Raw genomic sequence first — 16,602 nt, 5'->3', positions numbered from 1 at the left:
TTTGAATGTAACGTAATAAGGCTACCAGGTGGATATATGACAAGAGAGTATTATAAAGATAAGAATTTAAAAGCTTTAGATGATGTATTAAGAAGTAAGGGACTAATACAACTAGATTGGACATCTGAAAATGGTGATGGCGTTACAAAAAAAGAAAGTCTAGAAAAGATGCTTTTAAGAGTGTATGAACAAACAGAAGAACAAAAGAATATAGTGCTTTTAATGCATGATTCAAAAGGTAAAGAACTAACTTTAGAAGCATTACCATATATAATAAACCATTTTAAGGAAAAAGGATTTATATTTAAAGTAATAGCAAATGATAATATTTAAAATAGAAATGGATAAGGGGCAGTCTCATATAATAAGTATATGAGACTGCCCCTTAAACTAACTTTAAGTTAGTGATTTTTATATATCGTGTTCATTATTTTCACTTATAAGTTTTAAAAATCTTGTAGAGTGTACCTCTTCATTTATATCTTCAAGCACAGATGCTGGTACAGTATTTTGAAGGTCTTCATAACAATCTAATAGTGTTAAAGCCTCTTGAAGTTCAGTATTTTCAATTTCTTTAATCATAAAATTAACTCCTTTGATATATAAAATTTTGGTCACAGTATCAATTATATATCATTTACAGAAAAAAGAAAGTAAAAATTCAAAAAAAATTATTAATTTAGAAACAAGTATAAGTTTTTATAAGTTATATTTTTACAAAAAAATATTCATATAATAAATATGTTTTTTTTTGTTAAATATTGATATAATATCAATTGATTTTATGATAGGGGGATAAATTTATGTTAGGAGTTACACATAGAATTGGTGGAATTGCCTTTGGGGCACTTTTACCAATTGTTATACAAGAGTGGATTGGTGTAAAACTGGAAAATCCTTTCTTATTTGTTGCACTTACAATGTCGGGAGGTGCGGTTGGAAGTCTTATACCGGATATTGATTCAGTAAATAGTACTATAGGAAGAAAAATAAAACCTATTTCTAAATTTATAAGTGGTAAATTTGGACATAGAGGCGGAACACATACTATTTTGGCCTGTTTTCTTTTTGCAATGGTTAGTTTATTTTTTTCAAGAGGACTAGAAGAGTATTTATCGGTTGGAATAAATAATGAAAAAATATTTATTTTTTCGAGTATAAATGCAATTATTGTAGTTAGTTCCTGTTTGTTTATACTAGGTGGAATACCACCTAATCTTAGAGGGCCTTTATCTAAAAAAAATGATATATACATAATAATATTTTTAACACTTGCAACTATGTTTTTTACTTTTAAGAATACACCAATTGCAATATCTTATATAGAAATTTATATGTTAGGTTTAATTTTTGGGTATATAAGCCATATATTATTAGATTTGTTTACCAAAGAGGGAGTACCTCTTCTAAGACCAATAATTAAATTTAGATTCAGTTTACTGCCATTTAAAACTGGTTCCTTTATAGAGGGCGTATCTAGATTTTTAAATACAATAATAATATTTTGGGCATTAGTGAAATTATTAAATTAAGTACATAGAAAATAGGACAAGAAAATAACTTGTCCTATTTTCTATATCTTTTTTTCTATCCTATAATCATAACACTTATAATATCCATTAGACTCATTAGCCACACTTATCCGATCATGATTTGCATTACATTCTGGGGATACATATTTACTTTTGATAAAATTTTTAGATTTTTTTATTACTTCAATGTCCATATAATCTTGTGCAAGTTCAAATGTGTTAAAAGGACCTTTGTGATATATTTTCTCTTTAGTTTTAATACCACCTTTTACAGTAGATTCAGAGTAGATGGTTAATATTACATTATACATAAATTTAATATCCTTTAATATGTTTTATATATACTATGTTAGTGTTAGTATTTTTGTTAAAGTAAATATTTTTATTTGAAGGTATGTATTATATAATAGGTTTGCACAAAGTAAATAGTTAAATATAATTTGTAGAAAAGAGAGAATATATATTATGAAGGCAAATGAAAAAACTATATTAAGATTTTTAGAAAGTTCAGACACAAAATTTATAATACCAATATATCAGCGGAGATATTCATGGACAATAGAAGAGGCTAAAAAATTATATGATGATTTAATAGAACTTATAGAGAGTAAAAGCAAATTTCACTTCTTTGGAAGTATAGTTTCTATATACAATGATATAGGGCGAGAACGAGAATATTTGATAATAGATGGGCAACAAAGAATAACAAGTATAAGTTTAATTCTTATTGCAATTTATAAATTAATTAATAAAAAAGTTTTAGAGGCAGAGGGGTTTAATAGTGAAAAAATAGTAAATCAATATTTAATAAATCAATATTCAACAGATGAAAATAAATTAAAGTTAAAATTAAAAGAAACAGATTTTAATATATATGATAGTTTGTATGAAAATGATGAAATTGATGAAATTTCAAATTTATCAATAAACTATAGCTATTTTTATAATAGATTATTAAAAGAAAAACCAAATGGAAAAGATTTTTTGAATGCTATAAATTCACTATCAATTGTAGAAATTGAACTTAAATTATCAGAAGACAAACCACAGCTTATATTTGAAAGCTTAAATTCGACCGGTAAGAACCTTACAGAGAGTGATAAGATAAGAAACTACATCTTCATGAATAAGCCCTTAGAAGAGCAAAATATGCTCTACAAACACTATTGGAAACTAATAGAGATGAGTACAGGTGATAATACAACTAGGTTTATCGAAGAATATCTTATGATTAAAGAGAAAAAGGTTATCAAAAAAGAAAAGTTATATATATTGTTTAAAGATTATTATAAAAAATCAAGTTATGAAATTGAAGATATTCTAAAAGATATGCTAATGTATGTCAAAAGTTATAAAATTATGGAAGGAAGTTCAAAGTCTATTGAGATAAATAAAAAATTGGAAAATATAAAAAGCTTAGAAATTAAAGCTATTAATATATTGTTACTTCAAATATTTTATGATTACATAAATAAAAGTATTTCAACGTGTGATGTTTTAATACTTTTAGATGTAATAGAAAGTTATCTTTTTAGAAGAATAGTTTGTAGAATATCTAATAACACATTACAAAAATTATTTCTTAATATAGTTAATGAAATAAAAGAAGATAAAAATTTTAAAGAAAATTACGTTGAGTTATTTAAGTTTATAATTTTAAAACAAGTAGATTCATTAAGGTTTCCACGAAATATAGAATTTAAAAAAGGTTTTTTTGAAACTGATATATATAGATTACGTACTGAGAGAAGATTATATATATTTAATAAACTAGAAAATTTTGATAATAAGGAAATTTTAGATTTAAGAAAATTAATAACACAAGGGACTCTTACAATTGAACATATAATGCCTCAAAAGTTAAGCACAGCATGGAGAGAAGCTCTTTTAGCTGATGTTGATGAGATACACACTAAGTATCTTCACACGCTTGGTAATCTTACTGTAACGGGATATAACTCTAATATGAGTAATAAATCATTTTATGAAAAGAAAACAATGAAAAAAGGTTTTAAAGAGAGCAGATTAAAACTAAATAGATTTATAGCGACTAGAGAACAATGGACGGAGAAAGAAATAATAGAAAGGTCTTTATTGTTATTTGATGATGCAATAAAAATATGGAAGCCGATACAATCGGTTTATAAGTTAACAAAACGTAGAAGAGTTTTATATTATCTTGCAGATGATGAAGATTTGACAAATGATTTAGTTAAAGGAATGATTTTTGAAGGTATACAATATAATGTTCGTAGCTTTAAAGAAATTTTTGATACTATAATAAACATTTTATTTGATGTAGAACCTCTTCTAATCACTAATATTGCAAAAAATTCTTTTAAGATAGATGAGCTTTCTTTTAAAATATCGGATAATAGAGAATTAGTTAAAAATTCATATAAAATAGTAGGAGCTATTTATTCAGATGCAGATATGAACACGAATGTGAGATTACAGGTTTTAAGAGTAATATTTAAATATTATAATATTGATTTATCTGAATTAAGTTACTATATAGAAAAAAAATAGATATAAAAAAGAAGCAACAAATGTTGCTTCTTTTTATGTTTAATATTAAATAATTCTTCTAGCAGCAGATATATTACTTAAGTTCCATGAAGAAATATCTACATTTTCACCAGGTTTAGGAGCTTGTATATATTGTCCATTTCCAATATATATAGCAACATGATGAGGTGCTGATGGGTCTCCCCAGAATATTAAATCTCCAGCTTGTAGATTATTAAGTGATACAGGTGTTCCCTTATCTATTTGAGTATAAGTAGTTCTACCTATATAATATCCAAAGTGTTTGTATACATAAGATGTTAATCCAGAACAATCAAAGGCATTAGGGCCAGTAGCCCCCCATACATATGGTCTTCCAAGGAAGTTTTCAGCATAGTTAACTATAGATTGTTGTAATTGTGAATTACTTTCTTTTGTAACACTACTAGAATTATTGTTATCAGTAGCTACTGATGGTTTAATGATTGGAGTTGGTTTAGTTTCAGGTTTTATAACTGGTTTTATTGGCTCAGGTTTTACAATTGGTTTAGGTTGTGGTGTTACATCAACTTTTTTAGCTGTAATATAAATTAATTGGTTCATATTTTTTCCAGCTTTAATATTTGCATTTGTAGAAGTTGAACTAAAACCATTAGATGATAAATCAAAAGTATGAGCACCAGCTGAAATATTTGTAAGTTTAACCTTTCCTTGAGCATTAGTTGTATAACTATTGTCATTTATAAGAACAGTAGCATTAGCTAAAGGTTGTTCATTATTTGTTTGATAAATACTTAAAGTAAGACTTCCTGTTGTAGCAACTTCAGGTTTTACAATAACTGTAGCTTCTTTCTTAGGTTTTACGATTACAGGTTTTGTAACAACTGATTTACTAATAGGCTCGGCATCTTTTTTATGAGCATCAACTGTAATGTTATCATGTGCTTTTACTGAAGTTTTATCAGATACTGAAGTTTTATCAGATACTGAAGTTTTGTCAGATACTGAAGTTTTATCAGATACTGAAGTTTTATCAGATACTGAAGTTTTATCAGTTGCAACATTTTTAGGAATAGCTTTTTCAACTTTTATGTTATTTATAGGTGCTTGTACATCAACATTTTGAGGTAAAGCAATAAAACTTACAGGCATTTGTTGGCTTTCTGCATGCTGAGTAGTTTTCTCTTTTTTTGCTATTGAAATGCTATCATTTTTCACAGGTGTTGAAATTTCTTTTTTAGAAGAAACTACAACTTTCGTCTTATCAGGTGCAACAGTTTTGATATTTGAATCATTCTGGACAGTTTTGATATTTGAATCATTCTGGACAGTTTTGATATTTGAATCATTCTGGACCTTTTGACTAATAGTTTTCTTTGTTACAGTTACTATTTTATCAGCTTTTAAATTTTCGTTAGTAGCTGACTTTGATATATTGTTTTTCACAGGTGATTCAATTTGTGAACCCACTGCTACATAGCCACTGTATACAAAACCAACAGTTCCATTTACATTTATTTTAAACCATTCGCCTTGTTTTTCAATAATTTTAAAGCTTGTACCATTTTCTAAAGTAGTTATGACATTTGAAGTCATAGTAGCTTCAGTTCTAAGATTTAAAGATGAACTAACATTAATAACATGACCATTATTATTTAGGTCTGATATAGATGCATTTATACTACTTTCAATATATTTAATATTTTCAGCAGAAATATAACCAGTAGCACCAGTTTCAGCTACTACAACTTTATACCAATTAGTTGAATAACTTTGTATTTTAAGCATTTCACCTACTGAAATATTACTAACTACTTTAGAATTAGCATTTCCAGTAGATCTTAAGACTAAGTTTCCATTTCCATTTACAACCATAGCATTCTTTGTCATTGAATGAGATGGAGCTGCTAATAATATTTTATTAGTTGTAGCTTTTTGAGTATTTGTATCATTTGTTTTTTTCATATCAGCATGCGAATGTGCAGTACCTGCTCCTACTAAAAGAGCACTGGCAACCACAAGTCCAGCTATTTTATTTTTTTTCATTTGTGTTCCTCCATAAAATTAATATATTACGACTATATTATAGTTAGATAAGCATAAGGTTTCAAATTCATATATTTATAGATATGCAAGTAAGTTTAGTTTAAATTATAAAATCATTCATAAAAATTCTATAAAAATTAACAATAAAGCAATAATATACTTGAAAAATGAGTACAATCAATAATTATTAAGGAAGATTATTACTCTAAAATGAGTAGAATCTTTAATTTATAGTTAGGACTATTATAAATTTGTATAATTTTACAAAATAAAAGATAATTATAAATAATTTTTTTAAAATTATACACACCAAATTAAGTTCATTGAATAGTATAGTAATGAGAATGATTTTATATAGAAAGGAGTTATATGGGGAAGATAGTAAGAGATCTTATAGAATACTATATTGATGAGTGTTCCTATGTAGTAGCACCTAATTTTAAGCAAATGAATGTTGATTTTATGTTTCCAATTCCATGTCAAAAACCTGATGTTGAAAATATTTCTAAAGTTTGGATAAATCCTTGTATTTACTATAAAAAAAATGTTAAAGGTCCTTTAGGTAAATCCTTAGAAGGACAGATTTTAACAGGGAATGGAATTTTAATAGAAGGCTCTTTAAAGACTAAGGTGGAATATGCATCTTTAAATGAATCTAAATCAACTCACACTGCTCATATAGAAATTCCATTTTGTACGTATATAGTTTTACCAGAATATTTTAATCAGAATTCTTTAGTAAGTGCTTCAGTCTTAGTTGAGGATATTAATTCTACATTAATTAGTCCGCGGTGTATATATAATAATGTTACTTTAATGGTTATTGCTGATGTATGTTAAAAAGAAGGAGGAAGATAATTGAAATTTTCAAATATAAATAAAACACAAAATGAAATGCTTCCAAGAACAGCAAAATACTTTAAAGAAGAACTTATAAGTCATATAGAAGTTTTAAATAGAGGGAACCCAGATATAGAAAGTTTAGTAGATTATATTGCAACCGCTGAAATCATAAACTATACATTAAAAGAAGACTATAAAGCTATGTCAATAGAAGGACAACGAATGAGTGGTAAAAAACTTATAATAGAAGTTTTATTTAAAAATAGATTAAGTTATGATTCAACAGAAATTAAATATGGTATAAATATTGTTTTTAGTAGTTTTATAAAAAGTATATTTATAGTAGTACCAGAAAAAATAGGCAATGATTATGTTTGTGACTTGATAAGAGCACAAAAATTTATGATAACACCTTATATAGAAGAAGTTCATTCAAGAAAGCTAGATGATAGAAGAATCCATATAGCATCTATTTTATTTGTAGATTTAAAATTTTGCTAAAATTCATAAGATAAAAAAGAAAAGCACAATTTATTTGTATACATCATATAAGTAATACATAAAAAAATATGAATTAAGGAGATAAAATGAGTATTAGTAGTTTTAAACAAATTTCAATTGAAAAAAATATAGTATTACCACTTGAATCATTTGATATAGAGGATATAAATAGAGTTACAATAACTACAACACCTAAAGGGTGTCATATGATAAAAACAACTAAGGAAACCTCATCTGAGGGACAAATACTAACAGGAACTAAGATAATAGTTCAATTTAATGCTAATATTTTAATAAATTATACAGCATTAAATACAGAACAAAGTATTCATACCTACAATATAACAGTACCATTTAGTCATTTTGTAGTTATAGACCATAATATAGGTGAATATGCAAATATTGAACCTGTTATAGAAATTGAAGATATTAAATACAGTTTGATAGATAAAAAAACAGCATATGTTAATGCAATGGGATTATTAAAAATAAAAGGTTTAAATTAATGGAAAGATACTAGCAAGTCTCAATTTGCTAGTATTTTTCTATAAAAGGAGTTAACTTACATAATATAAATGTTATTTTGAAATTTTTTTAAAAAAGTGATAGTATTATAATACTAAGGTTAATATAAAAAAGGATTAGAGGTCAAATATAAGTATGAAGAAAATTAATTCGCTAGAAGTTTATTTAAAAGATTATAACATCATAAATGATAAGGAATATACTAAAGAAAAATTTATAACTCTTGCATTGAACGAAGTAAAAGATAGAAATAGCAAATTAAACAATCTTCTAAGTAAATTTATAGATGAAAATAACTTAGAAGGTTTAGAGCAACTTGGCACATTATTAATTACTAATGGAATGAAATTTGAATTTGATGTACAAAAACAAAATTTAAATTCAGAAAATTTAGATATTTTAAAAACTTATATAAAATATTCAGATGATAGTACATGTTCGAATAAAGGAGCTATTATTAAAGTTTTAGTAAAAGCTGATGATTTAGATGGTATTAATATTCTTTTAAATAATAATTTTATAACAAGTAGAAATGTTGATAAATATCTTAATTTTGCAATAAATAGTGGTAAGTATAATATTGTTCCAAAACTTATAGAAAGAAAAAATTCTTGGAAAACAAAGGATGATAGTAATGGGATTAGAATTTAAAGTTAAAAATATTGATATATTAGATGATTTAGAAGCTGAACTATCAAAAAAATTGAAAATAAAAATAAGCTTTGATGATTTAAATGAAAATAAAGAAGAATTTGAATCAGAAAAAAAAGAAAATAAATATGAAAAATAAATTTCAAAAGACAATGTAGTTTTAAATTAACTATGTTGTTTTTTTATGTTGTGTAAATATTTTAAATAGATATTTATAAAAGTAAGATTAATATGAAGTTAGTAAATACCTCTTCATAGTTTGGTTATTAAACGTTAAAAAAATTTTAATTAATTAGTAATATTGAGTATGCAAATCTCCAATAAACTAAGAATATAATCAAAAGAAAACAACCTTTTAAAAAGAATTTGGGGGTACGGTATGAAAACTATTAATTTTAATTTTAATGACTTTAATTTAGAAAATTTTATAAATGACTATGATGCGAAAATAAGATTAGTATTTGGGATAGATGAAGATGAACCAATTGGAAGAATTATAGAGATTTTAAACCATAATACATTAGAAATAAAGCATTATGAAGAGGCATTAGAAAAATCAGAGATGTTTAATGCTATCGAAAATGAAGAAATAGCTTTATTTATGCCACTTGGAACACTTGGAGATGATAAAGGTGCTACACTTAGACTTATAAATATGATTGAATATAAAATAAATGAAAAAGATATTGGAAATCTTTATGCAAATTCAGATAAATTTAAATTAACACATGAAATATTAAATTTAGGTGATTTACATGTTAGCAATGATTCTTCACTAGGAATTGTTATAAGTAAAATAAATGATAAAATATTTATAAACTTTGGACAATATGAGTGTGGAAGTTGTATAAACCCTCCAACACTTACAGTTAAAGAAAATACTGGTAAGCTTTCAGATGAAATAAAAAACTATTTATATAATTATAAAAAATAACTATATAAGAAACTATTAAGTAGAAAAATAGTTTCTTTTTTTTGTAAACTTATATTTACTAGTATAACATTATATAAATGATATACTAAAAAAAACCCGCATATATAATATGCGGGTTACTTATAAATAATAGTTAAAGATGATGAATCTAATTATTATTTATAAGTTAATAGTAGTTTGTTTTTAGTGTGTGTGTGATAATTTAAAATGTGACAGTTAAATTATGTTTATATTATAATAAGCAAATATTAAGATTCTATGAAGATTGTGAAGAAATATGTTGATTTCCAATTTATTTAAAATTTCAGTTAAAATTTCAAATAAATTGTGATATATATACAGGGGGAAATGGTAAAATTATTATTATAGTGGATTTTATGTATAAAATTTTATTAGTGGAAGATGATAATAATATAAATGATATGTTAAAGAAGTATTAAATTATGAAAGAATATATTGGTGATTATAATGTGCTAAATGTTCTTGCTGGTAATATACAGGAAAAGAGATAGGATGATACTATAGAAACTATATGAGGATTGGATATAAATTGAAATAAAGGGAGAGAGGCAATGTTGTATATGGATAATATAGTAAGTTCCTTTATAATGGGCATATTTGTAGTATATCTTATATTTAAGCTTGCTAGACAGATAAAAGAAACACTATATGTAAGACGAATAATAAAGCCGAGTGATTATGAAAAAAAAATAATACTAAGAAGTAACTATATCCATATAATCCTCTATGGGGCTTTTGTAGTAGTTTATGTTCTCAATGTTTTATTATCTTTAAATATTATAGCAATATCATTTATAACAATTGATCTTATAAATATATTAAGCGTTATAACAATTTTAGTTCTTTTAATTGGAGAATTTATTATAATACCAAAAATGAATTCTAATATTAGATTTTAGACGTGATATATCCTGTCTTTTTTTATAACTAAGATTTACTTAAGATATTTGATAGGTAAAGAAAGCTATTATTAAATTTACAAAAAACTCCAAAGTCATGTAGACTTTGGAGTTTTTGCTTTTTATTTTTTATTTTTTGCTTTTTTATTTTTCACGATAATATTTGATATGTTATCTTCTTGAGTTATTTTTATAGATTTTTTTTCAAGCCTTTTATTAGTTATTTCACCAAATACTTTATAGAATACTGCAAATAATGGTATTCCAATAAAGATTCCAACAACTCCATATAAGCTTGTTCCTATAAGAATTGCAAGTGTAACCCATATAGAAGATAAACCAACTGAATTTCCAACAACTCTTGGATAAATAAAGTTTCCTTCTATTTGTTGAAGAATAAGTATAAAGACTACAAACTTAACAGCATCTAAAGGACTTACCATAAATAAAATAAATGCTGAGGGTATAGTACCTATAAATGCTCCGAAAATAGGAATTATACTTGTTACACCAACAAGAGTACCTATAAGAAATGCATAAGGAAGTCCTAATAGGGTCAAACCAATAAAGCAAAGTGTTCCAATAATAACAGCTTCTATACATTGACCTGTAATAAATGAAGCATATGTTTTATTAGCTATTTTAAGGACTTCAATTGTCTTATCAGCAGCTTTTTTAGGTGCAAATGCAAATAAAATCTTTTTTGATTGAAGTATCAATTTTTCTTTATTTGCTAACATATAAATTGAAAAAATAAATGCTAAGAATATATCAAATATGCTTGTAGTTACATTAACAGTTATATCAATTATATTTGATAAGAAAGATGTTAGCACTTGTGTTGAAATATTAAGAATTTCTTTCCACATATTTAGAATATCAGTAAATATTTTATTAAGTTGTACTGAATCTACATTAGATTTAAGTGTTTTTTCTACAAACAATTCTAATTGCTGTAGATACCCTGGGATACTATCACCAAGTGTAGATACACTTTGTATAAGTTGTGGAATTACAAATATGATAATAACCGTTATTATTCCTATAATTGTAACTAAAGCTAAAAGTATAGAAAGAGGTCTTTTACTAGCTCTTAATTTTTTACTTTTACTTTTATCCATAAATTTTAAAACCTTATGATCAAAGAACTTCATAAGTAAATTTAAAACAAACGCAATTGCAATTGCCCAAATAAACGGTGAAATTATATCAAAGAATCTATATATTACTCCAGTAACATCTTTGAAATTCCAAAGAAGTGCTGCAAGAAGTAATATATAGGTGCTTAATATTATATAAGATTTTAATTTTAAATCTTTAAAAAACAATAATATCACTTTCCTTTTAATTTAGTTATATTTATGAGTATTGTCATAAATATCTATTCTTAGTCTTTTTCTACAGATATAATTCTATAACAAATTCAATTTTAAAGCAAAGAAACTTAAAAAAATTAGATGATATTATTTAAATTAAATAGAAAAAAGATGTAGAATTCACTACATCTTCTTAGCTATTTAGCTACTTTTTCTTTTAAGCTTGTACATACCTTAGCACTGAGTATCATTTCAAAAATATCTTTATAAATAAGCCATTCACTTATTTTAGATATATTATCAAAATAGGGTTTTATGTTTTCTGGAATTATTCCAGTTTTATAATTTTCTATTGATTTAGAACTTATAGTTGTTTTCATTTTTTTTAATTTATCTAATCTATCATGCCTGTTCTCTTGTAAAGAAATATCAGCATATTCAACTCTATTTATAATAGACTGAGCTTTTACTAAAAGATATCGCTCTTCATATAAGAACTTGTTTAAAATATCATTGTTAAGTACTGTATTATTAATATATATTTTATTTTCAATAGACTTTGCAAGTAGTGTTTGATTTTGTATTTCAAGCCTATTATTTTTTACTTTAGTTATATTAAGAAGTTTATCAACAACCTCTTCTCCAATTTTATGATAACTATTTATAAGGTATTTAGTTTCTTTTGCAATATAGTATGGAAAAATTAATCGTCCTGCAATCATAGTTATTACAACCCCTATTAAAACCATAAATATTCTATCAAATGATAAAACTGCTGAATTAGAATCAGATAGACTAGCTATTCCAAGAACTAAAAGCGTTATATATGTAATTTGTTTATCATAACTTTTCATAAAGCTATTTATGTAGACAGTAACCATTAAAATTATATATCTTTCAATATCACCTTTAAAAATAGTGAAAAGTACTAAAAAGAATATAGCACCAAGTATGGTACCCTTAACTCTATGTATACCTCTCTTCTTTAAAGTATCATTATATGGCTGACTTACTGAGGCTATAGTATATATAATCCAACTACCATGATTAATATCAAAATATTGAACTATAAAATATGTTACTGATAAAGTAAGTGCTGTTCTAAAAGCAAATGTGAATCTTACAGAATCAGTGTTAAAATTACCTTTTAATACTTTAAGTAACTCATAAAAGTCATGAGTGCTTTTTTTGAAGTTGAATTTCTCATTAGATGCTATTTTAAGTTCTATAAGAAGGTTCTTAATTATTATAATACTCTCACATAGTTCATATAATAATAATTCTTCTTTGTTAGTATCATCTATAAAAGTTAATAGATTTGGTATATTTGCATTAAGTTCTACAGTATTAATTTCATTATTAGCAAACTTTCTAAGAGTACAAATGCTTTTTTTTATATTAAAACCAATTTCTATATCAGTAATACCTTTACTATTGAGTATTTTCAAATCAAATTTTAACTTTTCAAGAGTTGTTAATATATTAAGTTCTATATCTTCTTTTTTATCTAGATAAAAGTTGTTAGTTCTAGTTTCAAAAATTTCACTAGCCCACTCTTTCACAACCTTATTGAATTTTGTAAGATTTTCATCATTTGCATTATTATAAATAGAGTCATCTACTAAATTATAAATAACAGAAAGCATATCTGTTAGATGTGCATGTTTGTTTTTATAAGAACGCTTTCTATTTATTATCATTTGTATTAAAAATGATAGAAGACCAATTACAGCAAGTGCTAGTATTCTTAAATAAAAATAATGTTTAGTTGGTGATACACATAAAAGTAAAGTATATCCTAGTAAAAATGGGAAATATATAGATTTTTTTAGTCTATACACAAGAAGATATAAGAGTGAAAATATAGCTAAAAAGTTTATAGGTAACCCTGCAAACATATTTATATTAGCTATAAATGGAACAACACCTATAAAAAGTGTAAGTAGCATTATTTTAGTGAAAACTCTTAAAGGGCTTCCTGTAAAGTTTTTATTTAATATAAAAAGTGCTATAAGAAAAACAACTATGCTAAGGATGATATTATCTGCTCCAAGAAAAACTTGTGCTGCTAAAAAAGTAGCAACTGTAGCTAAAAGAACAAATGTATTTCTAATTATTAATTGTTTATCCATGAATTCTCCTATTTTATTGATGACTAAGCCATAAAATATAAATTAATCATCAATCTTATCTTTTGTTATATTTCTATTATACAATTTGTACATAAATTTGTCTAAAAAGATAAAACTTTAACAAAGATAGTATTTTACATAAGTGAATGAAACAACTTATAATAGAAGAAGTTCTTTTAACAAAGGAGGAAATTTTATGGGGTACATAATGGCATCTGTAGCTACATTAATAGTAGTTTTAATACTTGGTGCAAGAGCATACCAAAAAAACAAAAATTTAAAACATAGATTTTTAAGATTAAATAGAGAAATTATTCAAAGTTATAAATCCATATATGTAGAAAATAGTTTAATTAAGTTTCTTTTATATATAACACTTATAACGCTACCTAGTATATTTACTTTTGGATTTGTAACTAAAAGTTTATACATTCACATTATAGAAGATCAATTTGAATTTAAGTTTGTAAAAATATTACTAATGATAGTAGTCGGGCTTATGGTTTATTATTTTATTGGCTATATCTTGATTCTTTTTTCTAAAATAAATAAGTTTATAAGAAAAACTGAAGATATAGAATTTAGATTAGACCTTTTAACGAGCTATTTCTTAATAAGTACATATTTGTTTTTAATGATTTTATTCCCAATTCAATTTGAAAATTTAGCATTATTATCACTTGCATCTATGCTTATTAGTTATTTACTTAATATGAAGTTGTTATTTAGGCTTATGATAAATCCAAGAACTGCAAAATCACGAAAAGATGATGCTATAACATTCAATAGAATACTTATTGCTGCAATACTTATTTTGTTAATGATAATTTTAAATCTATATCTGTCTGTTTGTACAGCTTATAGTATGGACCATCTTGCATATACGAATACAAATGGATATTTTAGCCTCTTCTATTATACAATTATTAGCTTTACAACTATAGGCTATGGAGATATAGTCCCTGTAAGTGATTTAGCAAGACTTATTGCTATTATTATATCTATAACAAGTGTAGTTAGTCTTACAATATTCCTTGGAAGTATACTTTCTTATAAGGATAAATTTAAATAAATTTTTCCTATTGCCCCTAAATTAAATGCTACTAAAGAAACTCTTGAGATTTACAAAGTAATATGTGATAAACTGGTTAATATAGGAAAGTAAATAGAAAGTGAAGATGAAGAAGGTATGTTAGATAAATACCTTCTGGAAAGTTGCATTCTAATAGGAATTTTTATAAAAGCATTGTTAGACAAGGGGAAATAATAAAATTTGTTGTTCCTTTTGAAAAGAAAGTTGAAATATAAGGAGATGGTGAAATGTTAAATTTAACAAAGGGTCAAGAATTTAAACTAGATTTAAGTAAAGGTGTTATAAGTAAATTAAATGTGGGACTAGGTTGGGATACAGAAGCAGATTTAGATGTACATGCAATATTATATAATAAAGATGGTAAACCACTTAGCAGAGTATGTTTTACAAATTTAAATGATAGAGGTGTAACACTTAGTGGTGATAACACAACTGGAAAAGGTGATGGCGATGATGAAATTATCTTTATAGATATAAATACATTAGATAAAGAAGTTGCAACACTAGGTATTTATGTTAAAGTATTTACACCATTCTCAACATTTAAAAATGTTAAGGGAAGTTTTATTAGATTATATGATGATTCTACATCATATACAAAATCTATGTTAGATAATGGTGAATATGATAAATATAAGATAGTCCATTTTGCTAATATAGAGATTCAAGGTAAAGAGCTTGTATATAAAGTAATAATGAATGGTGAAGAGGATTCAATGGGCAAAATAGCTAAGCGTCCATTAATATCTGAAAAATCTTTTAATAAAGAACAACCAGCAAAGAAAAAATTATTTGGATTATTTTAAAATAGATAAATATAAATAACAAGAAACTAAAGTCATTTTTTCTTTGTAAATTCTATATTATGCATGTATATTAAAGGACATAATAAAAATAAAGGATACAAAGTTTGTTTATAGTGTATAATGAGAGAATAATATTAAGAAGAGATACAGGAGTGAATACACATGGATAAGAAAATAGCAGGTAAAAAAATGGATGCAAAGATAGAAGAGAAAATAATAGAATTATATAGTACGGGTAGTGGTATTAATTACATAAGTAGACTTTTTAAAATTAAAAAAGATAGAATAACTGATTTAGTAAAAGACATAGAAGTAGTGATACCACCAGTTGAAGAACCTAAAAAAGAAGAGATAATAGCGAAAGTATCTACTGAAGTAATTAAAAACACTGAAATTGAAATAAACTTACCTAAGGAAGATGAAGATTATAAAACTTCTATAAAGGTAAATAAAATTGTTATGGAACAGTTTAGAGAATTTGCAAAAGCAAATAAGGAATTTACTCCTAAAGATTTAATTTCAATGGCAATAGTTGAATATATGGAAAATCATAAATAGATAGTTTTATTAAGATGGATAGCAATCCATCTTTTTTCATGCAAAAAATTACTTTTTTATTACTTTTGGAAAAATCTGTAGATTAACTTAGTGTATTAATACTATAATACATATTAAGAGGTGCAGATATTTTTTTATGCATGGTGTATTAAGTATATAATACATCAAAAAAAATTAAGGGTAGTTCCATTACAACAACAATTAATAACCAATCAATCATCTATTCACTCTTGTAAA

Annotated in this window: 17 protein-coding genes and 1 pseudogene; 13 read left to right on the top strand and 5 right to left on the bottom strand. The window is 25.0% G+C overall.

The window, feature by feature from the left end; all coding sequences use genetic code 11:
* Positions 1-333: pseudogene (locus Q0V24_RS15255) on the top strand (polysaccharide deacetylase); the annotation flags it as partial.
* A 78-nt stretch (positions 334-411) separates the two neighbouring features.
* Here the strand turns inward: Q0V24_RS15255 and Q0V24_RS15250 are convergent.
* Complete coding sequence (locus Q0V24_RS15250; RefSeq protein ID WP_297522728.1) at positions 412-582, bottom strand: hypothetical protein; 171 nt, start codon at positions 580-582, stop codon at positions 412-414.
* 221 nt (positions 583-803) lie between these two features.
* Here Q0V24_RS15250 and Q0V24_RS15245 point away from each other — a divergent pair, with 221 nt between their 5' ends.
* Positions 804-1,532, top strand: coding sequence for a metal-dependent hydrolase (locus Q0V24_RS15245; RefSeq protein WP_297522726.1), 729 nt, complete (start codon positions 804-806; stop codon positions 1,530-1,532).
* A gap of 41 nt (positions 1,533-1,573) precedes the next feature.
* Here Q0V24_RS15245 and Q0V24_RS15240 read toward each other — a convergent pair whose 3' ends face one another.
* Entirely contained in the window at positions 1,574-1,843 is a 270-nt protein-coding gene (locus Q0V24_RS15240) for a hypothetical protein (RefSeq protein WP_297522724.1), read from the bottom strand.
* A gap of 154 nt (positions 1,844-1,997) precedes the next feature.
* Between Q0V24_RS15240 and Q0V24_RS15235 the strand changes: the two genes are divergently transcribed.
* The gene (locus Q0V24_RS15235; protein ID WP_297522722.1) at positions 1,998-4,061 is read left to right on the top strand and encodes a DUF262 domain-containing protein; all 2,064 of its coding nucleotides are present in this window, start codon (positions 1,998-2,000) and stop codon (positions 4,059-4,061) included.
* A 45-nt stretch (positions 4,062-4,106) separates the two neighbouring features.
* On the opposite strand, the gene Q0V24_RS15230 is transcribed toward Q0V24_RS15235, so the two are convergent.
* Positions 4,107-6,086 (bottom strand): NlpC/P60 family protein, encoded by a 1,980-nt coding sequence (locus Q0V24_RS15230; protein ID WP_297522721.1) that lies wholly within the window; start codon positions 6,084-6,086, stop codon positions 4,107-4,109.
* Positions 6,087-6,455: 369 nt separating this feature from the next.
* Between Q0V24_RS15230 and Q0V24_RS15225 the strand changes: the two genes are divergently transcribed.
* The 7 genes from Q0V24_RS15225 (at position 6,456) to Q0V24_RS15195 (ending at position 10,460) form a co-directional block, all read left to right on the top strand.
* Complete coding sequence (locus tag Q0V24_RS15225) at positions 6,456-6,926, top strand: SPOCS domain-containing protein (protein ID WP_297522719.1); 471 nt, start codon at positions 6,456-6,458, stop codon at positions 6,924-6,926.
* 18 nt (positions 6,927-6,944) lie between these two features.
* Complete coding sequence (locus tag Q0V24_RS15220; protein ID WP_297522717.1) at positions 6,945-7,430, top strand: hypothetical protein; 486 nt, start codon at positions 6,945-6,947, stop codon at positions 7,428-7,430.
* Positions 7,431-7,516: 86 nt separating this feature from the next.
* Entirely contained in the window at positions 7,517-7,936 is a 420-nt protein-coding gene (locus Q0V24_RS15215) for an SPOCS domain-containing protein (protein WP_297522715.1), read from the top strand.
* 154 nt (positions 7,937-8,090) lie between these two features.
* Positions 8,091-8,606 (top strand): hypothetical protein, encoded by a 516-nt coding sequence (locus tag Q0V24_RS15210; RefSeq protein ID WP_297522713.1) that lies wholly within the window; start codon positions 8,091-8,093, stop codon positions 8,604-8,606.
* Complete coding sequence (locus Q0V24_RS15205) at positions 8,590-8,745, top strand: hypothetical protein (RefSeq protein WP_297522711.1); 156 nt, start codon at positions 8,590-8,592, stop codon at positions 8,743-8,745. Before Q0V24_RS15210 ends, Q0V24_RS15205 begins: the two co-directional genes overlap by 17 nt.
* Positions 8,746-8,985: 240 nt before the next feature.
* Entirely contained in the window at positions 8,986-9,540 is a 555-nt protein-coding gene (locus Q0V24_RS15200) for a hypothetical protein (RefSeq protein WP_297522709.1), read from the top strand.
* Positions 9,541-10,121: 581 nt separating this feature from the next.
* A complete protein-coding gene (locus tag Q0V24_RS15195) occupies positions 10,122-10,460 on the top strand; it encodes a hypothetical protein (RefSeq protein WP_297522707.1) in 339 nt (112 codons plus the stop codon).
* A gap of 122 nt (positions 10,461-10,582) precedes the next feature.
* On the opposite strand, the gene Q0V24_RS15190 is transcribed toward Q0V24_RS15195, so the two are convergent.
* Both Q0V24_RS15190 and Q0V24_RS15185 read right to left on the bottom strand, forming a co-directional pair.
* The gene (locus Q0V24_RS15190) at positions 10,583-11,788 is read right to left on the bottom strand and encodes an AI-2E family transporter (protein ID WP_297522705.1); all 1,206 of its coding nucleotides are present in this window, start codon (positions 11,786-11,788) and stop codon (positions 10,583-10,585) included.
* 185 nt (positions 11,789-11,973) lie between these two features.
* Positions 11,974-13,908 carry an FUSC family protein gene (locus Q0V24_RS15185; protein WP_297522703.1) on the bottom strand — a complete coding sequence of 645 codons (1,935 nt, stop codon included), beginning with the start codon at positions 13,906-13,908 and terminating at the stop codon, positions 11,974-11,976.
* Between the two features lie 196 nt (positions 13,909-14,104).
* Here Q0V24_RS15185 and Q0V24_RS15180 point away from each other — a divergent pair, with 196 nt between their 5' ends.
* The 3 genes from Q0V24_RS15180 (at position 14,105) to Q0V24_RS15170 (ending at position 16,365) form a co-directional block, all read left to right on the top strand.
* A complete protein-coding gene (locus tag Q0V24_RS15180) occupies positions 14,105-14,980 on the top strand; it encodes a potassium channel family protein (protein WP_297522701.1) in 876 nt (291 codons plus the stop codon).
* 248 nt (positions 14,981-15,228) lie between these two features.
* On the top strand, positions 15,229-15,807 hold the full coding sequence (locus tag Q0V24_RS15175) for a TerD family protein (protein WP_297522699.1): 579 nt from the start codon (positions 15,229-15,231) through the stop codon (positions 15,805-15,807).
* Positions 15,808-15,969: 162 nt separating this feature from the next.
* The gene (locus Q0V24_RS15170; RefSeq protein WP_297522697.1) at positions 15,970-16,365 is read left to right on the top strand and encodes a hypothetical protein; all 396 of its coding nucleotides are present in this window, start codon (positions 15,970-15,972) and stop codon (positions 16,363-16,365) included.
* Positions 16,366-16,602: the final 237 nt, after the last annotated feature.

The organism is uncultured Clostridium sp. (assembly GCF_947039605.1).
Lineage (GTDB): Bacteria > Bacillota > Clostridia > Clostridiales > Clostridiaceae > Sarcina.
This window is presented reverse-complemented; position numbering and strand designations above follow the sequence as displayed.

Coding starts and splice junctions, on each gene's coding strand:
- Q0V24_RS15250 (WP_297522728.1), bottom strand. CDS start 582: ATGATTAAAGAAATTGAAAATACTGAACTTCAAGAGGCTTTAACACTA.
- Q0V24_RS15245 (WP_297522726.1), top strand. CDS start 804: ATGTTAGGAGTTACACATAGAATTGGTGGAATTGCCTTTGGGGCACTT.
- Q0V24_RS15240 (WP_297522724.1), bottom strand. CDS start 1,843: ATGTATAATGTAATATTAACCATCTACTCTGAATCTACTGTAAAAGGT.
- Q0V24_RS15235 (WP_297522722.1), top strand. CDS start 1,998: ATGAAGGCAAATGAAAAAACTATATTAAGATTTTTAGAAAGTTCAGAC.
- Q0V24_RS15230 (WP_297522721.1), bottom strand. CDS start 6,086: ATGAAAAAAAATAAAATAGCTGGACTTGTGGTTGCCAGTGCTCTTTTA.
- Q0V24_RS15225 (WP_297522719.1), top strand. CDS start 6,456: ATGGGGAAGATAGTAAGAGATCTTATAGAATACTATATTGATGAGTGT.
- Q0V24_RS15215 (WP_297522715.1), top strand. CDS start 7,517: ATGAGTATTAGTAGTTTTAAACAAATTTCAATTGAAAAAAATATAGTA.
- Q0V24_RS15210 (WP_297522713.1), top strand. CDS start 8,091: ATGAAGAAAATTAATTCGCTAGAAGTTTATTTAAAAGATTATAACATC.
- Q0V24_RS15205 (WP_297522711.1), top strand. CDS start 8,590: ATGGGATTAGAATTTAAAGTTAAAAATATTGATATATTAGATGATTTA.
- Q0V24_RS15200 (WP_297522709.1), top strand. CDS start 8,986: ATGAAAACTATTAATTTTAATTTTAATGACTTTAATTTAGAAAATTTT.
- Q0V24_RS15195 (WP_297522707.1), top strand. CDS start 10,122: ATGGATAATATAGTAAGTTCCTTTATAATGGGCATATTTGTAGTATAT.
- Q0V24_RS15185 (WP_297522703.1), bottom strand. CDS start 13,908: ATGGATAAACAATTAATAATTAGAAATACATTTGTTCTTTTAGCTACA.
- Q0V24_RS15180 (WP_297522701.1), top strand. CDS start 14,105: ATGGGGTACATAATGGCATCTGTAGCTACATTAATAGTAGTTTTAATA.
- Q0V24_RS15175 (WP_297522699.1), top strand. CDS start 15,229: ATGTTAAATTTAACAAAGGGTCAAGAATTTAAACTAGATTTAAGTAAA.
- Q0V24_RS15170 (WP_297522697.1), top strand. CDS start 15,970: ATGGATAAGAAAATAGCAGGTAAAAAAATGGATGCAAAGATAGAAGAG.